We start from the raw sequence: 20,836 nt of genomic DNA, 5'->3' as shown, positions 1-20,836 counted from the left end.
GGGCCTTAGCCGTTCAGCTTGGTCCGGGCATACTCGTTGAGGCGGTCGCCGCCCGCGGCCTTCCATTCGGCGACGTAGGCATCCCACTGGTCCATCGAGGCTTCGCCAGAGATGAACTTGTAGACCCAGGCGCGATAGACATTCTCGGTCGCATCGAGGTCAGCGGCATAGTCGGACGGCCAGACGAAGGCGTTATCCGGCTTGAACCAGGTGGTGATGTTCTTCAGCGATTCCTGGGCGGCAGCCGATTTCCACTCGACCGGCGGCACGAAGTTGGCGGCCGCGAAGAAGCGGGCGTACCAGGTGCTCATCTTGTCGGTGATGGTGTAGGTGTCGCCGGACTTGGTGTATTCCTCGCCCTCGAAGCCCATCCGGTCCATCATCTGGCCTTCGGTCGAGGCCATGAAGTCGAGGAGCTTGGCCACCTCTTCCTTGTGCTGCGAAGTGGTGGCGATGGCAAAGCCGCGGCTTTCCTTGGAGACGTCAGTCGCCGACAGGCCCTGGCCGCCCGGTCCGGACGGGATCGGCAGCAGCGCCAGCTCGATATTGGCGTCGGGATGCGCCTGGCGCATCTTGCCGCCATAGATGTCGATGACTTCCGCCGAGGAGCCGAAGATCACGCCGGCCTTGCCGGTGTAGAATTTGTCTTCCTTCACGTCGAACTTCGAAGTGACGTATTCCTTGTCGTAGAGACCCTCGGCCGCCAGCTTGGCGTACCAGGCGATCTTGGCCTTCTCCTGGTCGGTGATGCGGGCGCTCACCCACTCGCCGGCCGCGTCCTTCATCCAGGTGCCGGTGATGCCGAACGCCTGGTTGAAGATCGAGTCGAGTTCGTTGGTGTTGTCGGCGGTGGTGACACCGAGGGTGTTGCCGGGGGTGCCGTCGCCATCGAGATCGGCGTCGTGGATGGCCTTGAAGAAGGCCTCGTACTCATCGACGGTGGTCGGGGCCGGGATGCCGAGCTTGTCCAGCCAGTCCTTGCGGATCACCGGCTGCGGAGCACGCGGCGGGTAGACGTAGAGCAGGTAAGGGTAGTTCTTCAGGCGCTCGACATTGTGCGGCCACAGCGCCGCCTTGAGGTTGGGCGACTTCTCGATCCAGGGGTTCAGGTCCTCGAGGATGCCCTGGTCGGCCATCTTGGCGTCGCCGCCCTGGAAGTAGATCAGGTCCGGGATATCGCCCGAGAGCAGCATGACGCCGAGCGCATCGGCATAGCCCGAAGACGGCAGGTCGACGATCTGGATGTCGAGATCGGTGCCCTGTGCCTTCAGCGCCGCCTCGATGCGTTCGATGTGTTTGACGTCGGGCGGGTTGGTCGAGAGCAGGTCCTTCGACACCAGGCGGATCACCGTCGGGTCGGCAAAGGCAGGCGCCCCCAGCGACAGGCTGAGCGCCAGCGCCGTGGTGGTGAGCAAGAGTTTCTTAAGCATGGATTCTCCTCCGTTATGCTTGCTTGTTCTGGCTGGTACTGCCCCTCACCCGGCCGCTTGCGCGGCCACCTCTCCCTCAAGGGGAGAGGGGAGGCATGGAGCTAGATCGTGTTCCCCCTTCCCTCTCCCCTTGAGGGAGAGGGTGGCGCAGCGAAGCTGCGACGGGTGAGGGGCAGTGCGTCTGATCATCCCTTGAGCGCTCCCGACATGGTGCCCTTGGTGAAGAACTTGAGGATCAGCGGGTAGATGGCGAGGATCGGCAGGATGGTGATGATGATCATCCCGGCCTTCAGCGCCTTCAGATTGATCTGGGCGACGCCGATATTATTGGCGGCATTGTCGGCGCCGACGATGGCGAGCTTGTCACCCTCGACCACGAATTGCCGGAGCACCACCTGCAGCGGGTATTTGGTCTGGTCGTTGAGGTAGATCATCGCCCGGAAGAACTCGTTCCAGTGGAAGACCAGGTAGAACAGCGCGATGGTCGCCAAGGCCGGCTTCGCCAGGGGCAGCACCACCTGAAAGAAGATCTGGAAGGCGTTGGCGCCGTCGAGTTCGGCCGCCTCGAGCAGTTCCTCGGGGATTTCCTCGAAGAAGCGCACCAGGATGATCAGGTACCAGGCGTTCACCGCCTTGTAGAGGATGACGCTCCAGTAGCTATCGAGCAGGCCCATCCGCTTCATCAGGAAGTAGTCGGGGATGATGCCCGGCTCGAACACGATGGTGACGAGGACCAGGAGGAAGATGATCCGCCGGCCAGGCAGGTTCGGCCGGCTCAGCCCCCAGGCCATCAGCGCGGTGCCGACGACGCCGATGAAGGTGGCGGTGGCGGTGATGAAGATCGAGTTGAGGATGCCGCGCTGCACGTTGGGGTGCTGCAGCAGCAGCGCCCAGACGTCGAGCGAAAAGCCCGAGGGCCAGATGTCGAGGCCGCTCTTGCCCGCCACCTGGCTCGGGTCGGAGAACGACACGGCGAGCAGGTTGAGGATCGGCTGCAGCATCACCACCACCATGGCGAGCAGCGTCGTGACGATGATGGCATACTCGATGCGCTCGAGCGGCGTGCGACGGATTTGGGTTCCACGAGGCGCGGCCATCACCAGACTCCCTTGCCGGTGAGGCGCTTGGAAACGAAATGCGCCGAGAGGATGAGGATCATGCCGAACACTGCCTTGAACAGGCCGGCAGCGGTGGCCAGCGAGTACTCGCCGGTGCGCAGACCGATGCGGTAGACATAGGTATCGAGGATATCGATCTGGCCGCGGTTCACGTCGTTGAGGAAGTTGATGACCTGGTTGAGGTCGGCCGACAGGAACATCCCCATATTGAGGATGAACAGCGTCGCGATGGTGGGGACGATCCCCGGGATGGTGACGTGCCAGACCTTCTGCCAGCGATTGGCGCCGTCGAGCTCGGCCGCTTCGTAAAGCGACTGGTCGATGCCGATGATGGCGGCGAGATAGAGCAGGCTGTCCCAGCCGGCCGAACGCCAGATCTCGGAGAACACCAATACCCAGCGGCTGGAGTTGCCGTCAGTCATGAAGGCGGTCGGTTTGGCGCCGAACAGACCGGTGATCTGATTCACCGCGCCGTCGGAGGGCGACAGGATGGCGATGAAGATGCCGGCGATCACGACCCAGCTCAGGAAGTGCGGCAGGTAGATGGCCGACTGCACGAACTTGCGGAGCTTGCTGCTGCGCACCTCGTTGAGCAGCAGCGCCACGATGATCGGCACCGGGAAGACGAAGAGGATCTTCAGCGTCGAGATGATCAGGGTATTGGCCAGCACCTGGTAGAACACCGGCGAGGCGAACAGCGTCTGGAAGTGCTTCAGCCCCACCCACAGGTTGGGCGGAATGATGCGCACCTGTTCGAACGCCATCTTGGCTTCCCAGATCGGGAAATAGTGCCAGATGAGGAAGAAGACGAGCCCAGGGGCGAGCATGACGTAGTAGGGCCACCAGCGGCGGACGCTATTGGCGAAGCGCTGCGACTTGGGAACGTTCCCGGACACGGCTGCACCGGCCGTCGCGTTTTGCTCGAGGCTCGACATGGTTCAGGTCCTCCCCGCTCCTGCGACGCGCAGGGGCGTTTGCGCCCGGAGATCGGCGAGTGAACCCCGCTCGATCAGGCGACACGGCAAATAGGTACGGCCATCCTGCGGGCGGCCGGCAATCTCATCGAACAGCGCCTGGGCGGCGCGGCGGCCGAGCTCACGGGCCGGCTTCTCGATGGTGGTGAGACCAGGCCAGGAAAAGGCGCCGGCAGGGACCCCGTCGAAGCCGAGAATGGACACGTCGCGCGGACATTCCCGCCCGGCCTCGCGCACCGCCAGCATGGCGCCGAGCGCCATCAGGTCGTTGGCGCAGAACACCGTCAGGTGGCCGCCCTGCTGGCGCGCCAGCAGGCGCTGCATGGCGGCGTGACCGCCCTCGAAGGTGTAGTCGCCATCCTCGACCTGCAGCACGGCGGGGTCGATATCGCGCTCGATGCAATGCTCATGCACCGAGCGCAGGAAACGCGCACGGGCCAAGCGAGACCTGGGCCCGAGGATCAGCGCCGGCGCGGGATGACCGCGAGCCACCAGATGATCGAGGCCCAGCCGCACCGCTTGCCGGATATCCGAGCCGATGCTGGGGGTATCGGGGAAGCGCTCGGCGCTCGAGCCGATCAGCGAGAACGGCACACCGAAGCGGCCGAAGTCCTCGGCATTGTCGGAAACGGGATTGACGATGGCGCCCTCGACCCGGGCCTGGCGCAGGGCGCGCAGGTGGGCGGCCTCGCGGTCGTGATCCCAGTCGGAGGAAAAGACCAGCAGCGAGGCGTCGTTGTCGCCGACGATGTCCTGCGCGCCACGCGCCACTTCGGCCCAGAACGGGTTGGTGATGTCGGGGATGACGAGGCCGAACAGGCCGGACCGTCCCGAGCGCATGCCGACGGCGAGGTGATTGCGTTCGTAGCCGCTGGCGATGGCGGCCTTGCGGACCTTGTCGCGGGTGGCGTCGTTGACGTCGGGGGAATCGGACAGGGCGCGCGCGGCCGTGCTTTTGGACACTCCGGCGAGCTTGGCCACATCAATGATGGTGGGCCGTCTGCCCATGCAACCTCCCGTGCCGTTCCCGGCATCTATTGGGAACGTTACCGGAAGTTTTTCCGCGAGTCCAGAGCTGCCGACGCCGACGCCCTGGAGGAATCAAGTCGATGCGAAAACAGGGCGTTGGGCTGCGCATGGCCGCCGATCGCGGTCTCAGTGATCCCTCGGCAGCAACCCCCGACGGCGCAGTTCTTCCCGCACCGCGACAAAGCTCGGGACGTTGGTGACCAGCCGGCCATCGCCGAGCGGGTCGAGTACGTGCAGCAACGTGGCATCGGTGAAGCTGGTGAGGCGCTCGGTGTCGAAATGCCTCTCGCTGTCCCGCAGCATGGCGAGCAGCTCCGCGACTTCGCGGTCGTGCAGGTCACTCATTGGGAATGGCCCCCGTCGACTGACACCAGAACGTCGCACCGAGCGGTGCAAACGCTCCATCACCGTACCGGACGGCCAGCCGCATCGGCGTGGCAGACCGTTGGTAAACGCCGCGGCAAAGGCTCCGCCGGCCCGCCTTATACGTATAAACCCCTATAGGAGAGAAAAACTCGGCTCGTCAAATCACATGTTGCGCCGCGCGGCGCCGATTTGAAGCCGGCAAGGAGGCGGGTCTGAGCCTCGCGTCAGCTCAGCAGTTGGTGAAGCCGGGCGAACAGCGGACGGGTGCGCCCATCCTCGGGATCGCCGCGCAACTGGCTCATCACGTAGGAAAAGCCGAGCCGCTGGGTCGGCCAGGCGCCATGGATCGAGCCGCCGGCGCCGGTGTGACCGAAGGCATCCGGTGCCGGCCCGAAGCGATGCAGGCCCGCCTGCAGGTTCCAGCAGACGCCGAAGGCGATTGCTTCGCCGACGAACGGATCGGCGAAGCGCGACAGCTCACGGCGCCCCAGCGCGATGGTTTCAGGCCTGAGGATGGTGACGCCGTCGAGCGTACCACCCTCGGCGAGACAGCCGTAATAGCGCGCCATCGAGCGCGCCGTAGTGATGCCGCCGGCGCCGCCGATCTCCGCCGCGTGATAGGCCGGCGTATCCCAATGGTTGATGTCGCCGAACAGCGGCGGGTTGGCCCATACCGCACGACGCACCGGATCGGCGCGTTGCGCCTCGGTGAGGCCGGCATCCCAGGCGCCACCCATCCCCTCGCCGAAGACGAAGCGACCGACGCGATGCTCCTCCGCCTCCGGCAGGCCGATCCAGGTTTCGAGCCCGAGCGGCGTGGCGATCTCGTCGGCAAAGAACTGCCCGAGGCTGCGGCCGTCGACGGCGCGGACCAGGCCGCCGCAAAGCCAGCCGATGGCAAGCGCATGATAGCAGAGGAAGGCGTCCGGATCGTCAAAGCTCGGTTGCGCCGCGAGGAGGTTCTCGATCCGCTCCGCGTCGCTGAGGTCTGACGGCGACAGCGCCGTTGCGACGCCCGGCACGCCGCTGCGATGCGAAACGACATGGCGGACCTTGATGGCGCCCTTGCCGGCGGCGCCGAAGGCAGGCCAATAGCGGGCGACCGGCTGATCGAGATCGAGCTGGCCGCGCTCGATCAGCTTCAGCATGACACCGGCGAGCAGGCCCTTGGTGCCCGAGAACACCCCGAGCAGGCTGTCGGCGGTCCAGCGTTGGCCCGGCGCCACGAAGCCGCCCCATAGGTCGAGCACCGGTTCGCCGCGCCAGGTGGCCGCAAAGGCCGCGCCGACATCGCCGCGTCGGGTGAAATTGCGCGCGAACTCTTCCGCCACCGGCTCGAAACCGGGCGCCACGAAGCCTTGCGCGCCGGCCTCGGGCGACTGCCAGTTCACGACGGGCGCGGAGCCCACGTCTTCCGATGGTTGCGGCATGGCGCGTTCTCCCTCGTGGGGGAGACTAGGCTGCATCGATCTCAGGGTGGATCAGACGTTCGTCGAGGCCGGTCGGGGGGCAGCGGGCGCAAACGTGCCACCGATGGCCCGCTGCCTTAGTCCCGAAACGTCACGACCCTAGCCGGTTGGGCCAGCGAGGACATTTCAGTTTGACATGTCGCCGATCTGCCGTGCCGACGCCCCCAAAACTAGAAGAACAGGTCGTCCAACCCGTCTCCCGCCTCCGCGACCGCCGGCTCGGAGGCGACCTCGATGCCGGTGAAGGCGTCGTGGACCCGCCGTTCGGCATCCATGGTGTAGCGCTTGCGCAGGGCGGCGAGGAATTCGGCGCGGCTGGTGTCGGCCTCGCCGGCGCTTTCAGCCACCGCCTGGTCCGGGACCGTCGGCTCGATCAGCCCGGCGATGCTCAGTTCGATGTCGCTTAGCGCTTCGGAGATTGCCCCGTGATTGGCGAGGCTGTCGACAGCCTGGATGAGGCGGTCGGCGACCCGCGGACCGTCGTCATAGAGCCCGAGCAGCGCGTTCTTCATCCGCATGCCGACGGATTCGAGCTGGGCGAGCGACGCCGTGGCCTCGCGCTCCAGATCACCGACCCGGCTGGCCCCGGCGCCAGTGGCATGGGTGAAGGCAGCGGAGAACTCTGCCGCCTGGTTGAGGCGCCCCACTGCCTGATGCGCGGAAACCACGGTTTCGCCGGTCAGCGTGCGCAACTGCTGGGCGATGACGTCGAGGGCGCGGCCGCGCGGGCCGAGCTGGGCGCACTTGACTGCAGCGTTGAGCGAAACCAGCCGCATCTTGTACTCGATGTCCTGTACCGCCTCGACGTGATCGAGCAGCACCCTCACCGTCTCGGAGACCGCGCCGGCCACCCGATCGAGCTTTTCGCGCTCGGCTTCGCAGTCGCGCAGCACCGTCACGGCGCGACGCACGGCGCTGTGCAATTCGGAGAGGGCAGAGCGGTTCTCGGCCGATCCATAGACCTCACGGGCATGTTCGAGCACCGCTTCGACGTCGACGGCGAGCTGGGTGAGCGCGTCAGCGCCCGCGGCCATTTCGAGGACCAGGGTTTCGCGAGCGCCGGCGAGCTGCAGGCGCTGCAGCTCGGTGATGGGGGCCGCAAAGCTCTGGCTCCCCTCTCCCCCATGTTCCGCATGGGCCCCCTCCACCGCCCCGCGGGAGAGGATCAGGTCGGCGAGATCGCGCAGGGCGGCCTCGACGTGTTCGACACGCTGGCGGGTGGCGTCGCCAACCTGCAGCGCCATCACAGTGGTGGCGACCTTGTCGGCGATGGCGCGCGACATCTGGCCGGTGACGGCGCTGGAGCGGACCGAGGTCAGGCGCTGTTCGGTCACTTCGACGAGGTCGCGGTCGAGCTCGGCGGCAAGGGTCGAGAGCGTGTCGCGGTGCGCCTCTTCGAAGCCGGCGCGGGCCGTCGCGGCTTCGCCGACCACGATGGTCAGCGCCTCGTAGGTGCGCGAGAAGCGCTGGATGGTTGTGGCAGCCGATTCCGACAGTTGCGCGATATCGGTGGTGAAGACGCCGAAATCCTCGGTTTCGCTGACCACGCTGGCGGCCACGACGCGCGCGTTGATGGCGACGATCCCCATCATCTTGACGGTCCGGCGCAACTCGGAGATCGGGTGCGCCGCACCGCGCAGGGCCTCGACCAGGCGGTTGAGGTCGGCCTGCTCGGCACCCAGGCTAACGGCGATCTCGCCGGCCCGGCGCCCGACCACGGCGAGCCGGTCGGTGGCCTCCGCGAGATCGGGGCCCTCCAGGTCGACCGGCAGGGTTTCAAAGGTCTCGGTGAGCCGCGACAGGATCTCGGCACACTCGGCAAGGCGGCTGCCGACGGCGACGAAGGCGCCATCGATGGCGTCCCGCGGACCTTCGAGATCGGCAGCGATACCGACAATGCGGGACGCCAGCGCCTGGGAGGCGTGATGGTCAGGTCCGAGGGATTGGCCGCCCCCTGCCCCATGCTCTGCATGGTCCCCCTCCTCAGCCCCGCGGGGGACAATTGCCGTGGCGAGATCGAGCGAGGTCATGCGGTGTCCTTTTGCGGGGCACGGGCGGTGTAGGCGGTGATTTCTCCGGCGACGCGGCGGAGCGGCACGACCCTGTCGGCGGCGCCCAGCGCGATGGCTTCCTTGGGCATGCCGAAGACGATGGAGCTTTCCTCGTCCTGGGCGAGCGTCAAGGCGCCGGCCTGCTTCATCTCGAGCAGGCCGCGGGCGCCGTCGTCGCCCATGCCGGTGAGGATGATGCCCAGAGCATTGCGGCCGGCGGCGTAGGCGGCGGAGCGGAACAGCACGTCGACCGAGGGACGGTGGCGCGACACGTGCGGCCCATCGACGATACTGACGGTGTAACGCGAGCCCGAACGCTGCAGGGTCATGTGGTGGTTGCCGGGGGCGATCAGCACCCGCCCGGCTTCGACCAGGTCGCCGTCCTCGGCTTCCTTGACCTGCATCTGGCAGATGCCGTCGAGGCGGCGGGCAAAGGCAGCAGTGAAGCGCTCGGGCATGTGCTGCACGATGACAATGCCGGGCGTCGTGGCGGGCAGCAGCTGGAGCACGTCGCGCAGCGCTTCGGTGCCGCCGGTGGAGGCGCCGATGCAGATCACCGGCGCGGTGGTGGGCATCGACGCGGCGGCAGACGCCGCGCGGACGGCGGAGCGCGACGGGATCACCGCATCGGCGGTGAGCTTCTTTTCGACGGCCAGTCGGGGGGCGGGCGGACGAATCCGTCCCTTCAGCCGTGCATGCGCGGCGGCGCGGGCGGCGTCGCAGATGCGGACCCTGGAATCGTGCAGGAACTGAGCGGTGTCGACACGCGGCTTCTGCACCACGTCGACGGCGCCGGCCTCGAGCGCCTCGAGCAGCGTGTCGCTGCCTTCACTGGCATGCGACGAGCAGATCACCACCGGGATGGGGCGCTGCGACATCAATTTGCGCAGGAAGGTGATGCCGTCCATGCGCGGCAGCTCGATATCGAGGAAGATGACATCGGGCACCTCGGCGCGGATCCGCTCCACGGCGATGTAGGGATCGGCCGCCGTCGCCATCACCTCGAGCTCGGGATCGGAAGAGATGATGTCGCTGAGCGTGGTGCGCACCGCGGCGGAGTCGTCGACGATCAGCACGCGGATCTTGCGGTCGGTGGCAGCGGGGTCGGACATCGCGGCGCCCTCAGAGCTTCTGGAACACGGCCGGAGCGACCTGGCGCACCGCCAGCGAGGTGCCGATCATCGACTCGGAATGCCCCAGCACGAGGTAACCGCCGGGCCGAAGGTGGTCGACGAGCCGGGCGACGACGGCATCCTGGTCGGCCTTCTCGAAATAGATCAGCACGTTGCGCAGGAAGATGACGTCGACATCGCGATCGAACGGATAAGCCTGGTCCATCAGGTTGAGGTGGACGAAGCGAACCAGGCGCCGCAGCTCGGGGACGACGCGAACCTCGCGGCGCACACCGGGACGGCGAGCATGCATGAAATAGCGGGCCTGCAACTCGGGCGGCACAGGCGCGATCATCTCGGCGGAGTAGACGGCGCGGCGGCCTTGGGCCAGCACGGCGGTCGAGATATCGGTGCCGAGGATAGCGAAGCGGAAATCGTTACGCCGCACCTGCAGCTCGTCGAGCACCATGGCCAGGGTATAGGCCTCAGCGCCGGTGGAACTGGCAGCGCTCCAGACCTTGAGCAGCGGGTTGCGCTCCCTTGCCTCGAGCAGGCTGGGCACCATCTGCTCGACCAGGAAATCGAAGTGCTCCGCTTCGCGGAAGAAATCGGTCTTGTTGGTGGTGACGGCATTGATCAGGTGGGTGAGTTCGCGCTCGAGCCCATCCTGCTTGAACAGGAAGTTGCAGTAGCTGGCAAAATCGGGCTGGCCGAGCGCGCGCATGCGCTTGCGCAGCCGGCCCTCGACCATCAGGCGCTTGCCCGGCGGCAGCTTGATGCCGGCTTCGCCCTCGATCAGCTTGGCGATGCGGCCGAAATCGAGCGCGCTGAGGTGATCGTCGGCGTCGTCGGGCGGAGTTTTGAGGGCGAGGCTAGGCATTGGAGCGTTCCAGATAGACGACGACTGATAGAGACGGCCCCCTCCCGGCCTCCCCCATGAAGGGGGAGGTGAAGAGTCGAGCTTGTGGCTTGATCGTGCCAAACACTCGATGCGGCACCTCCCCCTTCATGGGGGAGGATGGGAGGGGGCCGTCTGCTGCAGTCAGCACTGCCATCACGCCGCCTCGGCGACGCCGCCGAGCAGGCGGTCGAGATCGAGCACGGTGACGAAGCTGCCGTTGCGGCGGCCGATGCCGGCGACGGCATGGTCGCGCCAGTTGCCGGAAATAGCCGGCGGCGGCTCGAGCGCATCGGCGTCGAGCACGGTGACCTCGAACACCCGGTCGGTGCGCAGTCCCACCGTCATGATGGCCGTGCCGGCCGTGACGTTGAGCACCACGATACGGGTGTTCTCGGTGTCGTCGGTTTCGGGCAGACCGAGGGTCAGACGCAGGTCGAGCACCGGAATGCCCTGGCCGCGCACGTCGGTCATGCCCAGGAGGTTGGCAGGCGCCTGCGGCAGGCGCGCGACCGGACGCATCTCGAGGATTTCCTGCACCTTCTCCACCGGGGCGGCGAACAGCTCGCCGCTCACCCCGAGCGTCACGTATTGCGGCTTCTCGGCCATGGCGTCTCTCCTCAGGCTGCGCCGCGACGCGTGAACTCCTGGTCGAGTTCGTCGCCGCCATCGTCGATATCGAGGTCGAAACCGCCATTGCCGTTCAGCCTGCCGACGGGGCGGGGGCGCGGCGCCAGGTGCGGCGACTTGGCCATGATCTCGCTGCGGATGCGCTTGGCCGCCGGCTGCTTCCTGGGCGCCTCGGCCGCCGTGTCGCGCACGGCCTCGATGCGGAAGTAGCTGATGGCGTTCTGCAACTGCTCGGCCTGGCTGGCCAGTTCCTCGGACGTGGCGGACATTTCCTCCGCGGCAGAGGTATTCTGCTGGGTGACCTTGTCGAGCTGCTGGATGGCGGTGTTGATCTGTGCGGCCCCGGCGTTCTGCTCGCGGGCGCCGGCAGTGATCTCCTCGACCAGTTCGGCGGTGCGCTGGATATCGGGCACCAGGCGGGTCAGCATCTCGCCGGCCGACTGGGCGGTCTTCACCGTCGTGTCGGAAAGGGTCGAGATCTCCGCGGCAGCGGCCTGGCTGCGTTCGGCGAGCTTGCGCACTTCCGAGGCCACCACCGCGAAGCCGCGACCGTGTTCGCCGGCGCGGGCGGCTTCCACCGCCGCGTTGAGCGCCAGCAGGTCGGTCTGGCGGGCGATCTCCTGTACCACCATGATCTTCTGCGCGATGGTCTGCATGGCAGTGACGGCATCGTTGACGGCGGCGCCCGAGGCGATGGCATCGGCCGCCGACTGGCGAGCGATCTTTTCGGTCTGCTGGGCGTTATCGGCCGACTGCTTGATGGTCGCGGCCATCTCCTCCATCGAGGCGGACGCTTCCTCGGTCGAGGAAGCCTGCTCGGTGGCGCCCTGGCTCAACTGCTCGGCCGTGGCCGAGAGTTCCTGCGAGCCGGCCGAGACATTGTTGGCCGAGGTGATGGCCTCGGCAATGACGTCACGCAGTTTCTCGACCATGCGCTGCAGCGCCAGCCCCAGCGTATCGCGATCGGACAGCGGCTTGGGCTCGACGGTCAGATCGCCGTCGGCGATGCGGTCGGCGATCGCGGCAGTGGCGCGAAGGTTGCCCGTCATGACGTTGACGGTCGCAACGAGATCCTTGATCTCGTCATTGGACTTGATCTCGATGTTCTGGTCGAGATCGCCGAGAGCGACGGCGCTGACCACCTGGCTGATCTTGCCGAGGCCCCGGCTGATGCCGACGATGATCACCGCGGCGGCACTGACGGCAATGATGGTCGAGCCGACCAGCAACGCGGTCAGCAGCAGCGACGAGGAACCGTAGAGGGCCTCGGCCGCCGCGATAGCTTCGTTGAGCTGGGTATTGTTGAGGGCGACGATCTCGTCGAGCCGAGCCACCGACGCCGCCCGGACTTCGGCCGCCTTGCCGGACGCCAGGGCAAATGCTTCGGCATCGAGGTTGAGGGTCGAGAGCCGGCGCACTTCGGCATGCTGCACCAGATAGGCCTCGTAGTCGGCGCCGAACTTGTCGACCAGCGGCTTGCCGACCTCACTGGAGAGCTCACGCAGGGTCGCGGTGTCGGCATGGATAGCGTCGATACCCGCGTCCATCTGCTTGACCAGCGCGGCAATCGCCGCCGGGTCCTGCGTGAGGATCAGGTTCTTTTCGTCGCGCGCCACCTTGAGAGTTGAAACCTCGAGGTCCGCAGCGAGCTGGATGCGCTTGACGTTGCCCTCCATGGCGGCGCTGAACGAGGCGTTGAGCGCACCCAGGTTCATCAGCGCGATGCCCATGCTGACGGCGCTGAGGATGATGACGGCGGCGAAAGCTGCGATCAGCTTGGCCTTGATGGTGAGTCTCATTGGCGTGGCCCCCTAGCCCCGGACGCGCATCCTGCGGTCCTGCCCAAATGCGTTGCGATGGTCGGCGTTCTGCGTCGGTTGCCGGGGCGGTCAGTGCCGCCCCGTATGGTGATCAGGCTGCTCCGCGGCGTGAGAATTCGGCATCGAGGTCGTCGCCCATGTCATCGAGCTCGAGTTCGAAGCCACCGCCGGCCGGCCGGGCCGTTCCCTTCCTGCGCGTCAGGTGCGGCGCCTTGCCGAGGATCTCCTCCTGCAACTGGGCGCTGCGACGAGCGCGCTGCGGGGCGCGATCGTTGGCCGCCAGCTCGACCCGCGGCTGCTGGCTCTGGTCGATGCGGAAGTAGCTGATGGCGCTCTGCAGCTGCTCGGCCTGGCTGGCCAGTTCCTCGGAGGTCGCCGACATCTCTTCGGCAGCCGAGGTGTTCTGCTGGGTGACCTTGTCGAGCTGCTGGATGGCGGTGTTGATCTGGGCGGCCCCGGCGTTCTGCTCGCGGGCGCCGGCAGTGATCTCCTCGACCAGCTCGGCGGTGCGGCGGATGTCGGGCACCAACTTGCTCAGCATGTCACCCGCCGAGCGGGCCGCCTTCACAGTGTCGCCCGACAGGGTGGAGATCTCGGCGGCGGCCGCCTGGCTGCGTTCGGCGAGCTTGCGCACTTCCGAGGCCACCACGGCAAAGCCGCGGCCATGCTCGCCGGCGCGCGCCGCTTCCACCGCCGCATTGAGCGCCAGGAGGTCGGTCTGGCGGGCGATCTCCTGCACCACCATGATCTTTTCGGCGATGGTCTGCATGGCGGTGACGGCGTTGCCGACGGCCTCTCCCGAAGCATTGGCATCGGCTGCCGACTGGCGAGCGATCTTCTCAGTCTGCTGGGCATTATCGGCCGACTGCTTGATGGTCGCGGCCATCTCTTCCATCGAGGCGGACGCCTCTTCGGTCGAGGAAGCCTGTTCGGTGGCGCCCTGGCTCAACTGCTCGGCGGTGGCCGACAGCTCCTGGCTGCCGGACGCCACGTTGCGCGCCGCAGCAGTGACCTCGCTGACCACTTCGCGCAGTTTCTGCGTCATCAGGTTCAGCGCGTCGATCACATCCTTGATCTCGTCGTTCGACTTGACCCTGGCCTCGGCGTTGAGATCGCCAGCGGCGACGGCGTTGGCGAGACCAAGCGCCGCGCGGAGCGATCGCGAGATCGACAGCACGATCCACAGCGCCGCGAGGATGGCGATCGCGGCCGAGCCGACAAGCAGCCCGATCAGCAACGTCATCGAGCTTTCGTAGAGCTGCCTCGCCTCATCATCGGCGGCGTTGAGGATTTCCTTGTTGCGATCGATCATGGCCGTCAGCACGTCATTGGCTTGGCGACGCGCCACTGCGGCGGTGTCGGACGCCTGCGTTGCGTTGTAGTCGCCGCGCTCGACCGAGATATTCACCGCCTTGTCCATGGCGACCACCATGGCGGCATAGGCCTCGCGCGCCGTAGTCACGAGGTTTGCCTCGCCGGCGGGCACGATGCGCTCCAGTGTCGGGAAGAGCTCGGCGAGGCTGGCGACGCCGGTCTTGTAGTCGGCGAACCATTCGTCCTGCTTTTCCGGCAGGGTCGAAGCGAGCAGCACGTTGCGCTGCTGACGAAACACGTCGGTGAGGGTCAGATAGGCCTCGGAGGCGGCCTTGAAGGCCGGAAAAGCCGAGAGGTCGCCGGCGCTGACGCGGTTGGCGAGAGCCCGGGTCAGCGCGTTCATGCTGTCCTCGACCGCACCAAGCGTGCCGCTGCCGTCGGTGGTGGTGACGGCGAGGGCAGCGGTGTCGGTGTTGAGCCCGGCGAGGTCCATCGCCTTGGTCATCTCGGTGCGATAGAGCGCCATCTTGGCCGAAAACTCCGGCAACAGCGCCTTGACTTGCTCGTCGGCCGTGTTGCCCTCAAGCTGGGTGAACAACTGATCCATCTGCCCATACTCGGCAGCGATCTTGCTGGCGTAGTCCTCGATGACCACCGGATCGTCGGTGATGATCATGGCGCGGATACGCGAGCCGAGACTCTCGAGATGCGTCTGCAGCTGCTGCATGGTGATGGTGTTGGCCGAGCGGACGTTGACGATGGTGTCCAGCGACTGGTTCAACTTGTCGAGGTTCTGCAGGGCGATCAGCATGCTGATGCCCGACATCACGATGACGGTGCCGAAGACTGCCGCCAGCTTCGCCTTGATAGTTAGCCTCACGATGCGGCCCTTTCTTCTGCTGGGAGAGGCGAGCCGCTTCTGCGGCCCTCGAGTTCGAAAATGCGATGGATGTCGGGGATGATGATGAAATCGCCCCGACGCTTGCCGATGCCGCGCACGTAGTCGGGCCGCCAGCGCATGCCGACGCGCGGCGCCTCCTCGATGGCGGCGGGTTCGATATCGGTCACGTCGTAGACCTTGTCGGCGAGCACACCGACGACGCTCGGCTCACCCTCGATCTCGGTTTCGATGACCACGATGCGGGTATCCTGGTCGGGCTCGGCGCCCTGCATGCCGAAAGCCACCTTGAGATCGGCCAGCGGCACGACGCGGCCGCGTACATTGATCAGGCCTGCGGCGAACGGCGAGGCGTTGGGCACTGCGGTGACCGGCACCAGATCCAGGATCTCGCGTACGCTCTGCGCCTCGATGGCGAACAGTTCGCCGTCGAGCCTGAGCGTCAACGCGCGCATCGGCTCGGTGAACGCGGTCATGCCGCGGCCCTCCCCTCGGTGTTGCGATACTTCTCCTCGTGCGCTTGGCCGAACGAGACCAGCCGCGAGGTATCGAGGATCAGCGCCACGGTACCGTCGCCCAGAATGGTGGCGCCCGAGAAAGTCTCGAGGTCGGCATGCAGCTTGCTCAGCTGCTTGATGACGGTCTGGTTGTTGCCGATGATCTGATCGACCACCAGGCCGGCCCGCCCCTCGCCCGACGAGATGATCACCACCTTCTGGTAAGTCTCGGGCTCGCCGGGAGTGCTGAACAGGTCGCGCAGGCGCAGGAACGGCACGAGGCTGCCGCGGATATCGAGAAAATTGCGACCGCGCGAATGGGTCGCGACGTCCGCCGGCAGCTCGACGCACTCCTCGACCGCCGACAGCGGGATCGAGTAGCGGCCATTGCCGACGCGCACCAGCATGCCCTCGATGATGGCGAGGGTCAGCGGCAGGCGCAGCGTCGCCGTGGTGCCCTCGCCCGGCCTGGTGCCGAGTTCGATCTTGCCGCGCAAGCCGTCGATGGTGCGCTTGACCACATCCATGCCGACGCCACGGCCGCTCAGCGAGGTGACTTCCTTCGCCGTCGAGAACCCCGGAGCGAAGATCAGCTGGAACAGGTCGTGATCGGCAATGCGGGACTCCGGCGTCAGCAGCCCCTGCTCTTCCGCCTTGGCCCGGATGCGCGCGGCGTTGAGGCCGGCGCCATCGTCGGTGACCGAGATCGCCACCTCGGCGCCGGCATAGACGGCGGACAGGCGAACCGTGCCCTTCACCGGCTTGCCCGCCTTGATGCGCTGCTCGGCGGTCTCGAGACCATGGTCGACCGAGTTGCGGATCAGGTGGACCAGCGGGTCGGCCAGCCGCTCGATCATGGTCTTGTCGAGCTCGGTCTCTTCGCCCGAGGTGATGAACTCGATCTCCTTGTCGAGATCGCGGCTGAGGTCGTGCACCAGCCGCCGGAAGCGCGAGAACAGCGAGCCGATCGGCACCATGCGGATGCCCATGGTGGTGTCGCGCAGCCCCGAGCTCAGGCGCTCCAGTTCCTCCGCGATAGTCTTCAGGTTGCCGTCGGAACTCTGCGCCGCCATCTGCGACAGGCGGGCCTGGGCAATGACCAGTTCGCCCACCCGATCCATCAGCTCGTCCAGCCGTTCGGCCGGGACACGCAGCGAGGTCGAAGCCCGCTCGGCGGTTTCGGCCCTGGCGTCCTTCGCTTCCTTCTGGCCCCGGGCCGGAGCGGCTTCGGCGATCGGCTCGTTCAGTTCGACGGCGGAGAGAGCATCCTCTGCAAGGATGTCGAGCACCGGCGAGAGTGCGGGCTCGGTCGCCTGGGCAAGCGGCTCGATCGACAGCTCCATGCCGTCCTTGAGGAACAGGAAGACGTCGTCGAGCGCCGCGGTCGGGTCGGGATGGGTGAGGTCTACCTGCCAGCCGAGGTGACAAGCCTCGGGGTCGAGCACATCGAGCGTGGGAACGCTGTCGACCAGCGCCGTCACCTCCGCGGGGCCCAGATCGGCGATTTCGCCGAGCAGCAGCAGCGGATTGGTGCCGTGGAGCAGCGCGTCCTCAGGCAGCTTGAAGCGGATGCGCCAGCGGCCGGTCGGTTGCGGCGCGACATTGGCGGCGACAGTGGCGCTCGCCACCATTGGCGCGGCGGGAAAGCGATCGGGCTCGACGATCGAACGCAGCGCTGCCAGAATCGCCTCGCCGGCATCGGTTTCGGCGTCGGGCGTCTCGATCAGGTGATGCACGTGGTCCTTGGCGTCGAGCGCTACGGCGACCAGCTCGGAAGTGATCGGCGACAGGCCCTTGCGAACCCTGTCGAAGGCAGTCTCGAACTCGTGCACGAACGCCGCGACATCGGTGAAACCGAACATCGCGCCAGACCCCTTGATGGTATGCAGCGCCCGGAAGGCGGAGTTGACCAGGTCGGCGTCGCCAGGGTTCTGTTCCAGGTCGAGCAGTCCCTGCTCGAGCTGCTCGAGCAGCTCGCGCGCTTCCTGCCGGAAGGTATCGGCGGGATCGGAGCTCATGCGCCGGTCACCTTCCTGATCACCGCCAGCAACTGATCCTGCTTGAACGGCTTGACGATCCAGCCGGTGGCGCCGGCCTCGCGGGCCTGGCGCTTCAGCTCCTCGTCGGACTCGGTGGTCAACAGGATCACCGGGACGCCCTTGCCGGCGGGGTGCTGGCGGAACTTCTTCAGAAACTCCAGTCCGTTCATGACCGGCATGTTGAGGTCGGTCACCACCGCATGCACCGTCTCGGTGGTGGCCTTCTCATAGCCTTCGAGCCCGTTGCCGGCCTCCAATACGGTCAGGCCGGCGCTCTTCAGCGTCATAGCCACCATCTGCCGGATGGAGGCGGAATCGTCGATGGTGAGGATGGTCTTGCTCATGCCGCCTCGGGGTCAGGGTCCAGGTGGAAAGGGTGGGCACCAATGGCCGGCCGGCGCCGGTGAAAAAGCCGGCACGCACCAGGGCGCGGCCCATCGGCGTGGCGGCATCGGCGGCAAGGCTGAGGGTGCGGCCGTCGGCGACGGCACTCCGGGTCGCCGCGACCAGCAATTGCAGCGTGGCGACGTCGACGCTCTCGACCGCGGCCGTGGTGAGGTCGATGCCCGGATGCTCGGCCAAAGCTTGCAAGAGCTGAGTACGCAGCTCGGAAATATTGCGTAGGGAAAGGTCCCCGCTCAAGTGGAGCGGGTGCGCTGATGGTCGCGACATGGCTTCGTTCTGGCCCCGGACAAGTATGCTTCTGCGATACGTAACGTCTTGTTTTCATGGGACAAAACGGCGCCTCTGGCGGAAACGACGCTTCAGTCGCCCCAGCCCGAAAACAGTCCCCCGCGTCCACGGAATTGCTGTTTGCCCCTAATGACAACGATGATCGTCGCTATACGTTAAGCGCCAATTACCGCTAAGCATTATTTGGCAGAATTGTGGAAACCAAGTAATCAAAAGTATAGTTACGGCCCGGATGAATCGTATCACCCCGCTCCGGCGACTCGGCAGAGTCGTCGCGTGACTCGCGACGAGTCGTCGAATGCTTGCCGCGAGTCGTCGGCGGCGGGTGCCGTCAGCGCAATATTGCCGATACTCGGCCCGGCAGGCGCGCCGACGGCAACGGTTCGGGCGCGCCGGCGAACTTCATCCGGCGCGGGGCGCAGCGGCGAAATCACGATGACTTGGAGCAGGCAGGGGGCGCCTCAGCCCGCGAGGCGGGTATCCTGGGGGATGGCCGTCATCAGCGCCAGGATTTCCGGCCAGCGCAGTTCGAAGGCGGCCACGCAGGCTGGGTCGAAATGCGTGCCGGACAGCGAGACGATCTCGCGACGCGCCTCCTCGATCGGCCAGGCGCGCTTGTAGGGGCGCTCCGAGCAGAGGGCGTCGAACACGTCGGCAATGGCGACGACGCGCGCCTCGATCGGGATATCGGTGCCCGAGAGGCGGTCGGGATAGCCGGCGCCGTCCCAGCGCTCATGGTGGCTCTGAGCGATCAGTTCGGCGGTGCGGATGACCTCCGACGAGCCATGTTCGAGGATGCGGGCGCCGATCGAGACATGGGTGCGCATGATGCGCAACTCTTCCGGCGTGAGCTTGCCGGGCTTACTCAGGATGGCGTCGGCGATGCCGATCTTGCCGATATCGTGCAGCGGCGCCGCGAGGTAGATCATGCGGCAGCGCTCGGGGCCGAGGCCGATCGCGGCGGCGATCATCGAGGAGACCTGGGCGACGCGCGAAACATGCTCGCCGGTATCGCCGTCGCGATACTCGATGGCGCGAGCCAGGCGCCAGATGATCTCTTCCTCGCTCTCGACCAGGTGGCGGGTGGCCAGCTCCACCTCGCGCGCCAGCCAGGCGGCGCGATCGGCGAGTTCGATCTGCGACTGCCGCAAAGCCAGGAGGTTCCGGACGCGCGCCTGCAGCTCGGTGGAGTCGAACGGCTTGTTGACGAAGTCGGTAGCGCCGGCGGCGATGGCGCGCACCCGCAGTGCCGGGGCGTTGTCCGAGGTGACCATGACGATGGGCACCAGCCGGTAGGCCTCCTCGGCGCGCAGGCGCCGGGTCAGCTCGACGCCGTCCATCTCGGGCATGACGTGATCGACCAGCACCAGATCGAACTGGCTGGCGGCGGCATGCGCCAGGGCCTGGCTCGGCAGCAGACAGGCGACGATGTCGATGTTGTCGAGCGCACCGATCACATGGCCGATGAAGGCCAGGCTGGATCGCGAGTCATCGACGATAAGCACACGCACCAGCCGAGCCCCAAAGCGGTGGTTGAACCCCGGCAGCTAAGCGGACCCGGGTTAACAATATCGAAAGCCGCATCGTCACCCGGCGGCGACGTTACATTTGGTTACTGATTTGTATTTGCTCGACAAAGCTTAGACAGGGCGCAGCCAAAGTCGACCGACGGCTCAAAGCTCAGCGCGAGGTCCAGCCGCCATCGATGATCAGGGTCTGCCCAGTGATCAGCGAGGCGGCCGGCGAAGCGAGGAAGGCGACGGCGCCGGAGACCTCGCGGGGCTGGCCGATCCGGTGCAGCGCGGCGATACGTTCGACCACGTCGTCGCGGAAGCCAGGGCGGCCCAGGGCTTCGGCGGTGCCGTCGGTCTCGATGAAGGTGGGCGCCACGGCGTTGACGGTAATGCCGTATTTGCCCCACTCGATGGCCATGCACTTGGTCATATGGGCGACGGCCGCCTTGGAGAGACAATAGATGCCTTCGCCGGGCAATGCGATGAAGCCGGCCTGCGAACTCATGTTGACGATGGCGCCGCCCTTGCCGCGGGCGATCATGTGGCGCGCGACGCGCTGGGCGATGAAGAAGCTCGCCTTGACGTTGAGATTGATGGTGAGGTCGAACTCGTCTTCGGTGAAATCCTCGAGCGGCCCCTCGGTGCCGCCGCCGACATTGTTGACGAGGATGTCGAGCTGGCCGAACGCGGCGATCGCTGCGTCGACCGCGGTGTAGGCCTGCGGCAGGTCCATTACATCCATCTGCAGCGGCACGACGCGGCGGCCGAGCGCTTCGATCTCGGCGCCCAGCTCAGCGCCGGAGGCCTTGTCGCGCAGGCCCAGCGCAACATCGGCGCCGGCATTGGCGAGAGCCAGCGCAATGGCGCGGCCGAGGCCGCGGGCAGCGCCGGTGACCAGGGCGGTCTTGCCGGTGAGATCGTAACTGGGCAGGTCGGTCATCGCATTCCCCCTCATGACGCGTCAGCGTACTATTGCACGGCGGG

The 20,836-nt window shown here is 66.5% G+C and carries 18 protein-coding genes; all 18 read right to left on the bottom strand.

From position 1 onward, the window contains the following. Positions 1 to 5 precede the first annotated feature (5 nt). On the bottom strand, positions 6 to 1,430 hold the full coding sequence (locus APS40_RS14015) for an extracellular solute-binding protein (protein ID WP_055047642.1): 1,425 nt from the start codon (positions 1,428 to 1,430) through the stop codon (positions 6 to 8). A gap of 185 nt (positions 1,431 to 1,615) precedes the next feature. Then, positions 1,616 to 2,527: a carbohydrate ABC transporter permease gene (locus APS40_RS14010; RefSeq protein WP_055047641.1), complete on the bottom strand. Its 912-nt coding sequence runs from the start codon at positions 2,525 to 2,527 to the stop codon at positions 1,616 to 1,618. Next, complete coding sequence (locus APS40_RS14005) at positions 2,527 to 3,483, bottom strand: ABC transporter permease (RefSeq protein ID WP_082434405.1); 957 nt, start codon at positions 3,481 to 3,483, stop codon at positions 2,527 to 2,529. Before APS40_RS14005 ends, APS40_RS14010 begins: the two co-directional genes overlap by 1 nt. Before the next feature lie 3 nt (positions 3,484 to 3,486). Beyond that, a complete protein-coding gene (locus tag APS40_RS14000) occupies positions 3,487 to 4,530 on the bottom strand; it encodes a LacI family DNA-binding transcriptional regulator (protein WP_055047640.1) in 1,044 nt (347 codons plus the stop codon). Positions 4,531 to 4,677: 147 nt separating this feature from the next. After that, positions 4,678 to 4,896, bottom strand: a complete 219-nt coding sequence (locus APS40_RS13995; RefSeq protein ID WP_055047639.1) for a hypothetical protein — start codon at positions 4,894 to 4,896, stop codon at positions 4,678 to 4,680. A gap of 245 nt (positions 4,897 to 5,141) precedes the next feature. Further along, positions 5,142 to 6,347 (bottom strand): serine hydrolase domain-containing protein, encoded by a 1,206-nt coding sequence (locus APS40_RS13990; RefSeq protein ID WP_082434404.1) that lies wholly within the window; start codon positions 6,345 to 6,347, stop codon positions 5,142 to 5,144. Between the two features lie 209 nt (positions 6,348 to 6,556). Then, positions 6,557 to 8,416: a hypothetical protein gene (locus tag APS40_RS13985; RefSeq protein ID WP_055047638.1), complete on the bottom strand. Its 1,860-nt coding sequence runs from the start codon at positions 8,414 to 8,416 to the stop codon at positions 6,557 to 6,559. Next, positions 8,413 to 9,549, bottom strand: coding sequence for a protein-glutamate methylesterase/protein-glutamine glutaminase (locus APS40_RS13980; RefSeq protein WP_055047637.1), 1,137 nt, complete (start codon positions 9,547 to 9,549; stop codon positions 8,413 to 8,415). Before APS40_RS13980 ends, APS40_RS13985 begins: the two co-directional genes overlap by 4 nt. 10 nt (positions 9,550 to 9,559) lie before the next feature. After that, positions 9,560 to 10,429 (bottom strand): CheR family methyltransferase, encoded by an 870-nt coding sequence (locus APS40_RS13975; RefSeq protein WP_055047636.1) that lies wholly within the window; start codon positions 10,427 to 10,429, stop codon positions 9,560 to 9,562. 174 nt (positions 10,430 to 10,603) lie between these two features. Next, positions 10,604 to 11,056 (bottom strand): chemotaxis protein CheW, encoded by a 453-nt coding sequence (locus tag APS40_RS13970; RefSeq protein WP_055047635.1) that lies wholly within the window; start codon positions 11,054 to 11,056, stop codon positions 10,604 to 10,606. Positions 11,057 to 11,067: 11 nt separating this feature from the next. Further along, positions 11,068 to 12,876, bottom strand: coding sequence for a methyl-accepting chemotaxis protein (locus APS40_RS13965; protein WP_055047634.1), 1,809 nt, complete (start codon positions 12,874 to 12,876; stop codon positions 11,068 to 11,070). A gap of 112 nt (positions 12,877 to 12,988) precedes the next feature. Then, positions 12,989 to 15,091, bottom strand: a complete 2,103-nt coding sequence (locus tag APS40_RS13960) for a HAMP domain-containing methyl-accepting chemotaxis protein (RefSeq protein WP_055047633.1) — start codon at positions 15,089 to 15,091, stop codon at positions 12,989 to 12,991. Beyond that, positions 15,088 to 15,585 carry a chemotaxis protein CheW gene (locus APS40_RS13955; protein ID WP_055047632.1) on the bottom strand — a complete coding sequence of 166 codons (498 nt, stop codon included), beginning with the start codon at positions 15,583 to 15,585 and terminating at the stop codon, positions 15,088 to 15,090. Before APS40_RS13955 ends, APS40_RS13960 begins: the two co-directional genes overlap by 4 nt. After that, positions 15,582 to 17,624, bottom strand: a complete 2,043-nt coding sequence (locus APS40_RS13950) for a chemotaxis protein CheA (RefSeq protein WP_055047631.1) — start codon at positions 17,622 to 17,624, stop codon at positions 15,582 to 15,584. Before APS40_RS13950 ends, APS40_RS13955 begins: the two co-directional genes overlap by 4 nt. After that, positions 17,621 to 17,989, bottom strand: coding sequence for a response regulator (locus tag APS40_RS13945; RefSeq protein WP_055047630.1), 369 nt, complete (start codon positions 17,987 to 17,989; stop codon positions 17,621 to 17,623). The genes APS40_RS13950 and APS40_RS13945 overlap by 4 nt, the downstream gene beginning before the upstream one ends. Further along, a complete protein-coding gene (locus APS40_RS25625) occupies positions 17,871 to 18,317 on the bottom strand; it encodes an STAS domain-containing protein (RefSeq protein ID WP_082434403.1) in 447 nt (148 codons plus the stop codon). Before APS40_RS25625 ends, APS40_RS13945 begins: the two co-directional genes overlap by 119 nt. Positions 18,318 to 18,799: 482 nt before the next feature. Beyond that, entirely contained in the window at positions 18,800 to 19,849 is a 1,050-nt protein-coding gene (locus APS40_RS13935) for an HD domain-containing phosphohydrolase (RefSeq protein ID WP_055047628.1), read from the bottom strand. 169 nt (positions 19,850 to 20,018) lie between these two features. After that, the gene (locus tag APS40_RS13930; protein WP_082434402.1) at positions 20,019 to 20,792 is read right to left on the bottom strand and encodes a glucose 1-dehydrogenase; all 774 of its coding nucleotides are present in this window, start codon (positions 20,790 to 20,792) and stop codon (positions 20,019 to 20,021) included. Positions 20,793 to 20,836: the final 44 nt, after the last annotated feature.

The organism is Devosia sp. A16 (assembly GCF_001402915.1).
GTDB lineage: Bacteria > Pseudomonadota > Alphaproteobacteria > Rhizobiales > Devosiaceae > Devosia_A.
The sequence above is the reverse complement of the archived record's forward strand: the minus strand, read 5'-3'. Positions and strand labels throughout refer to the sequence as shown.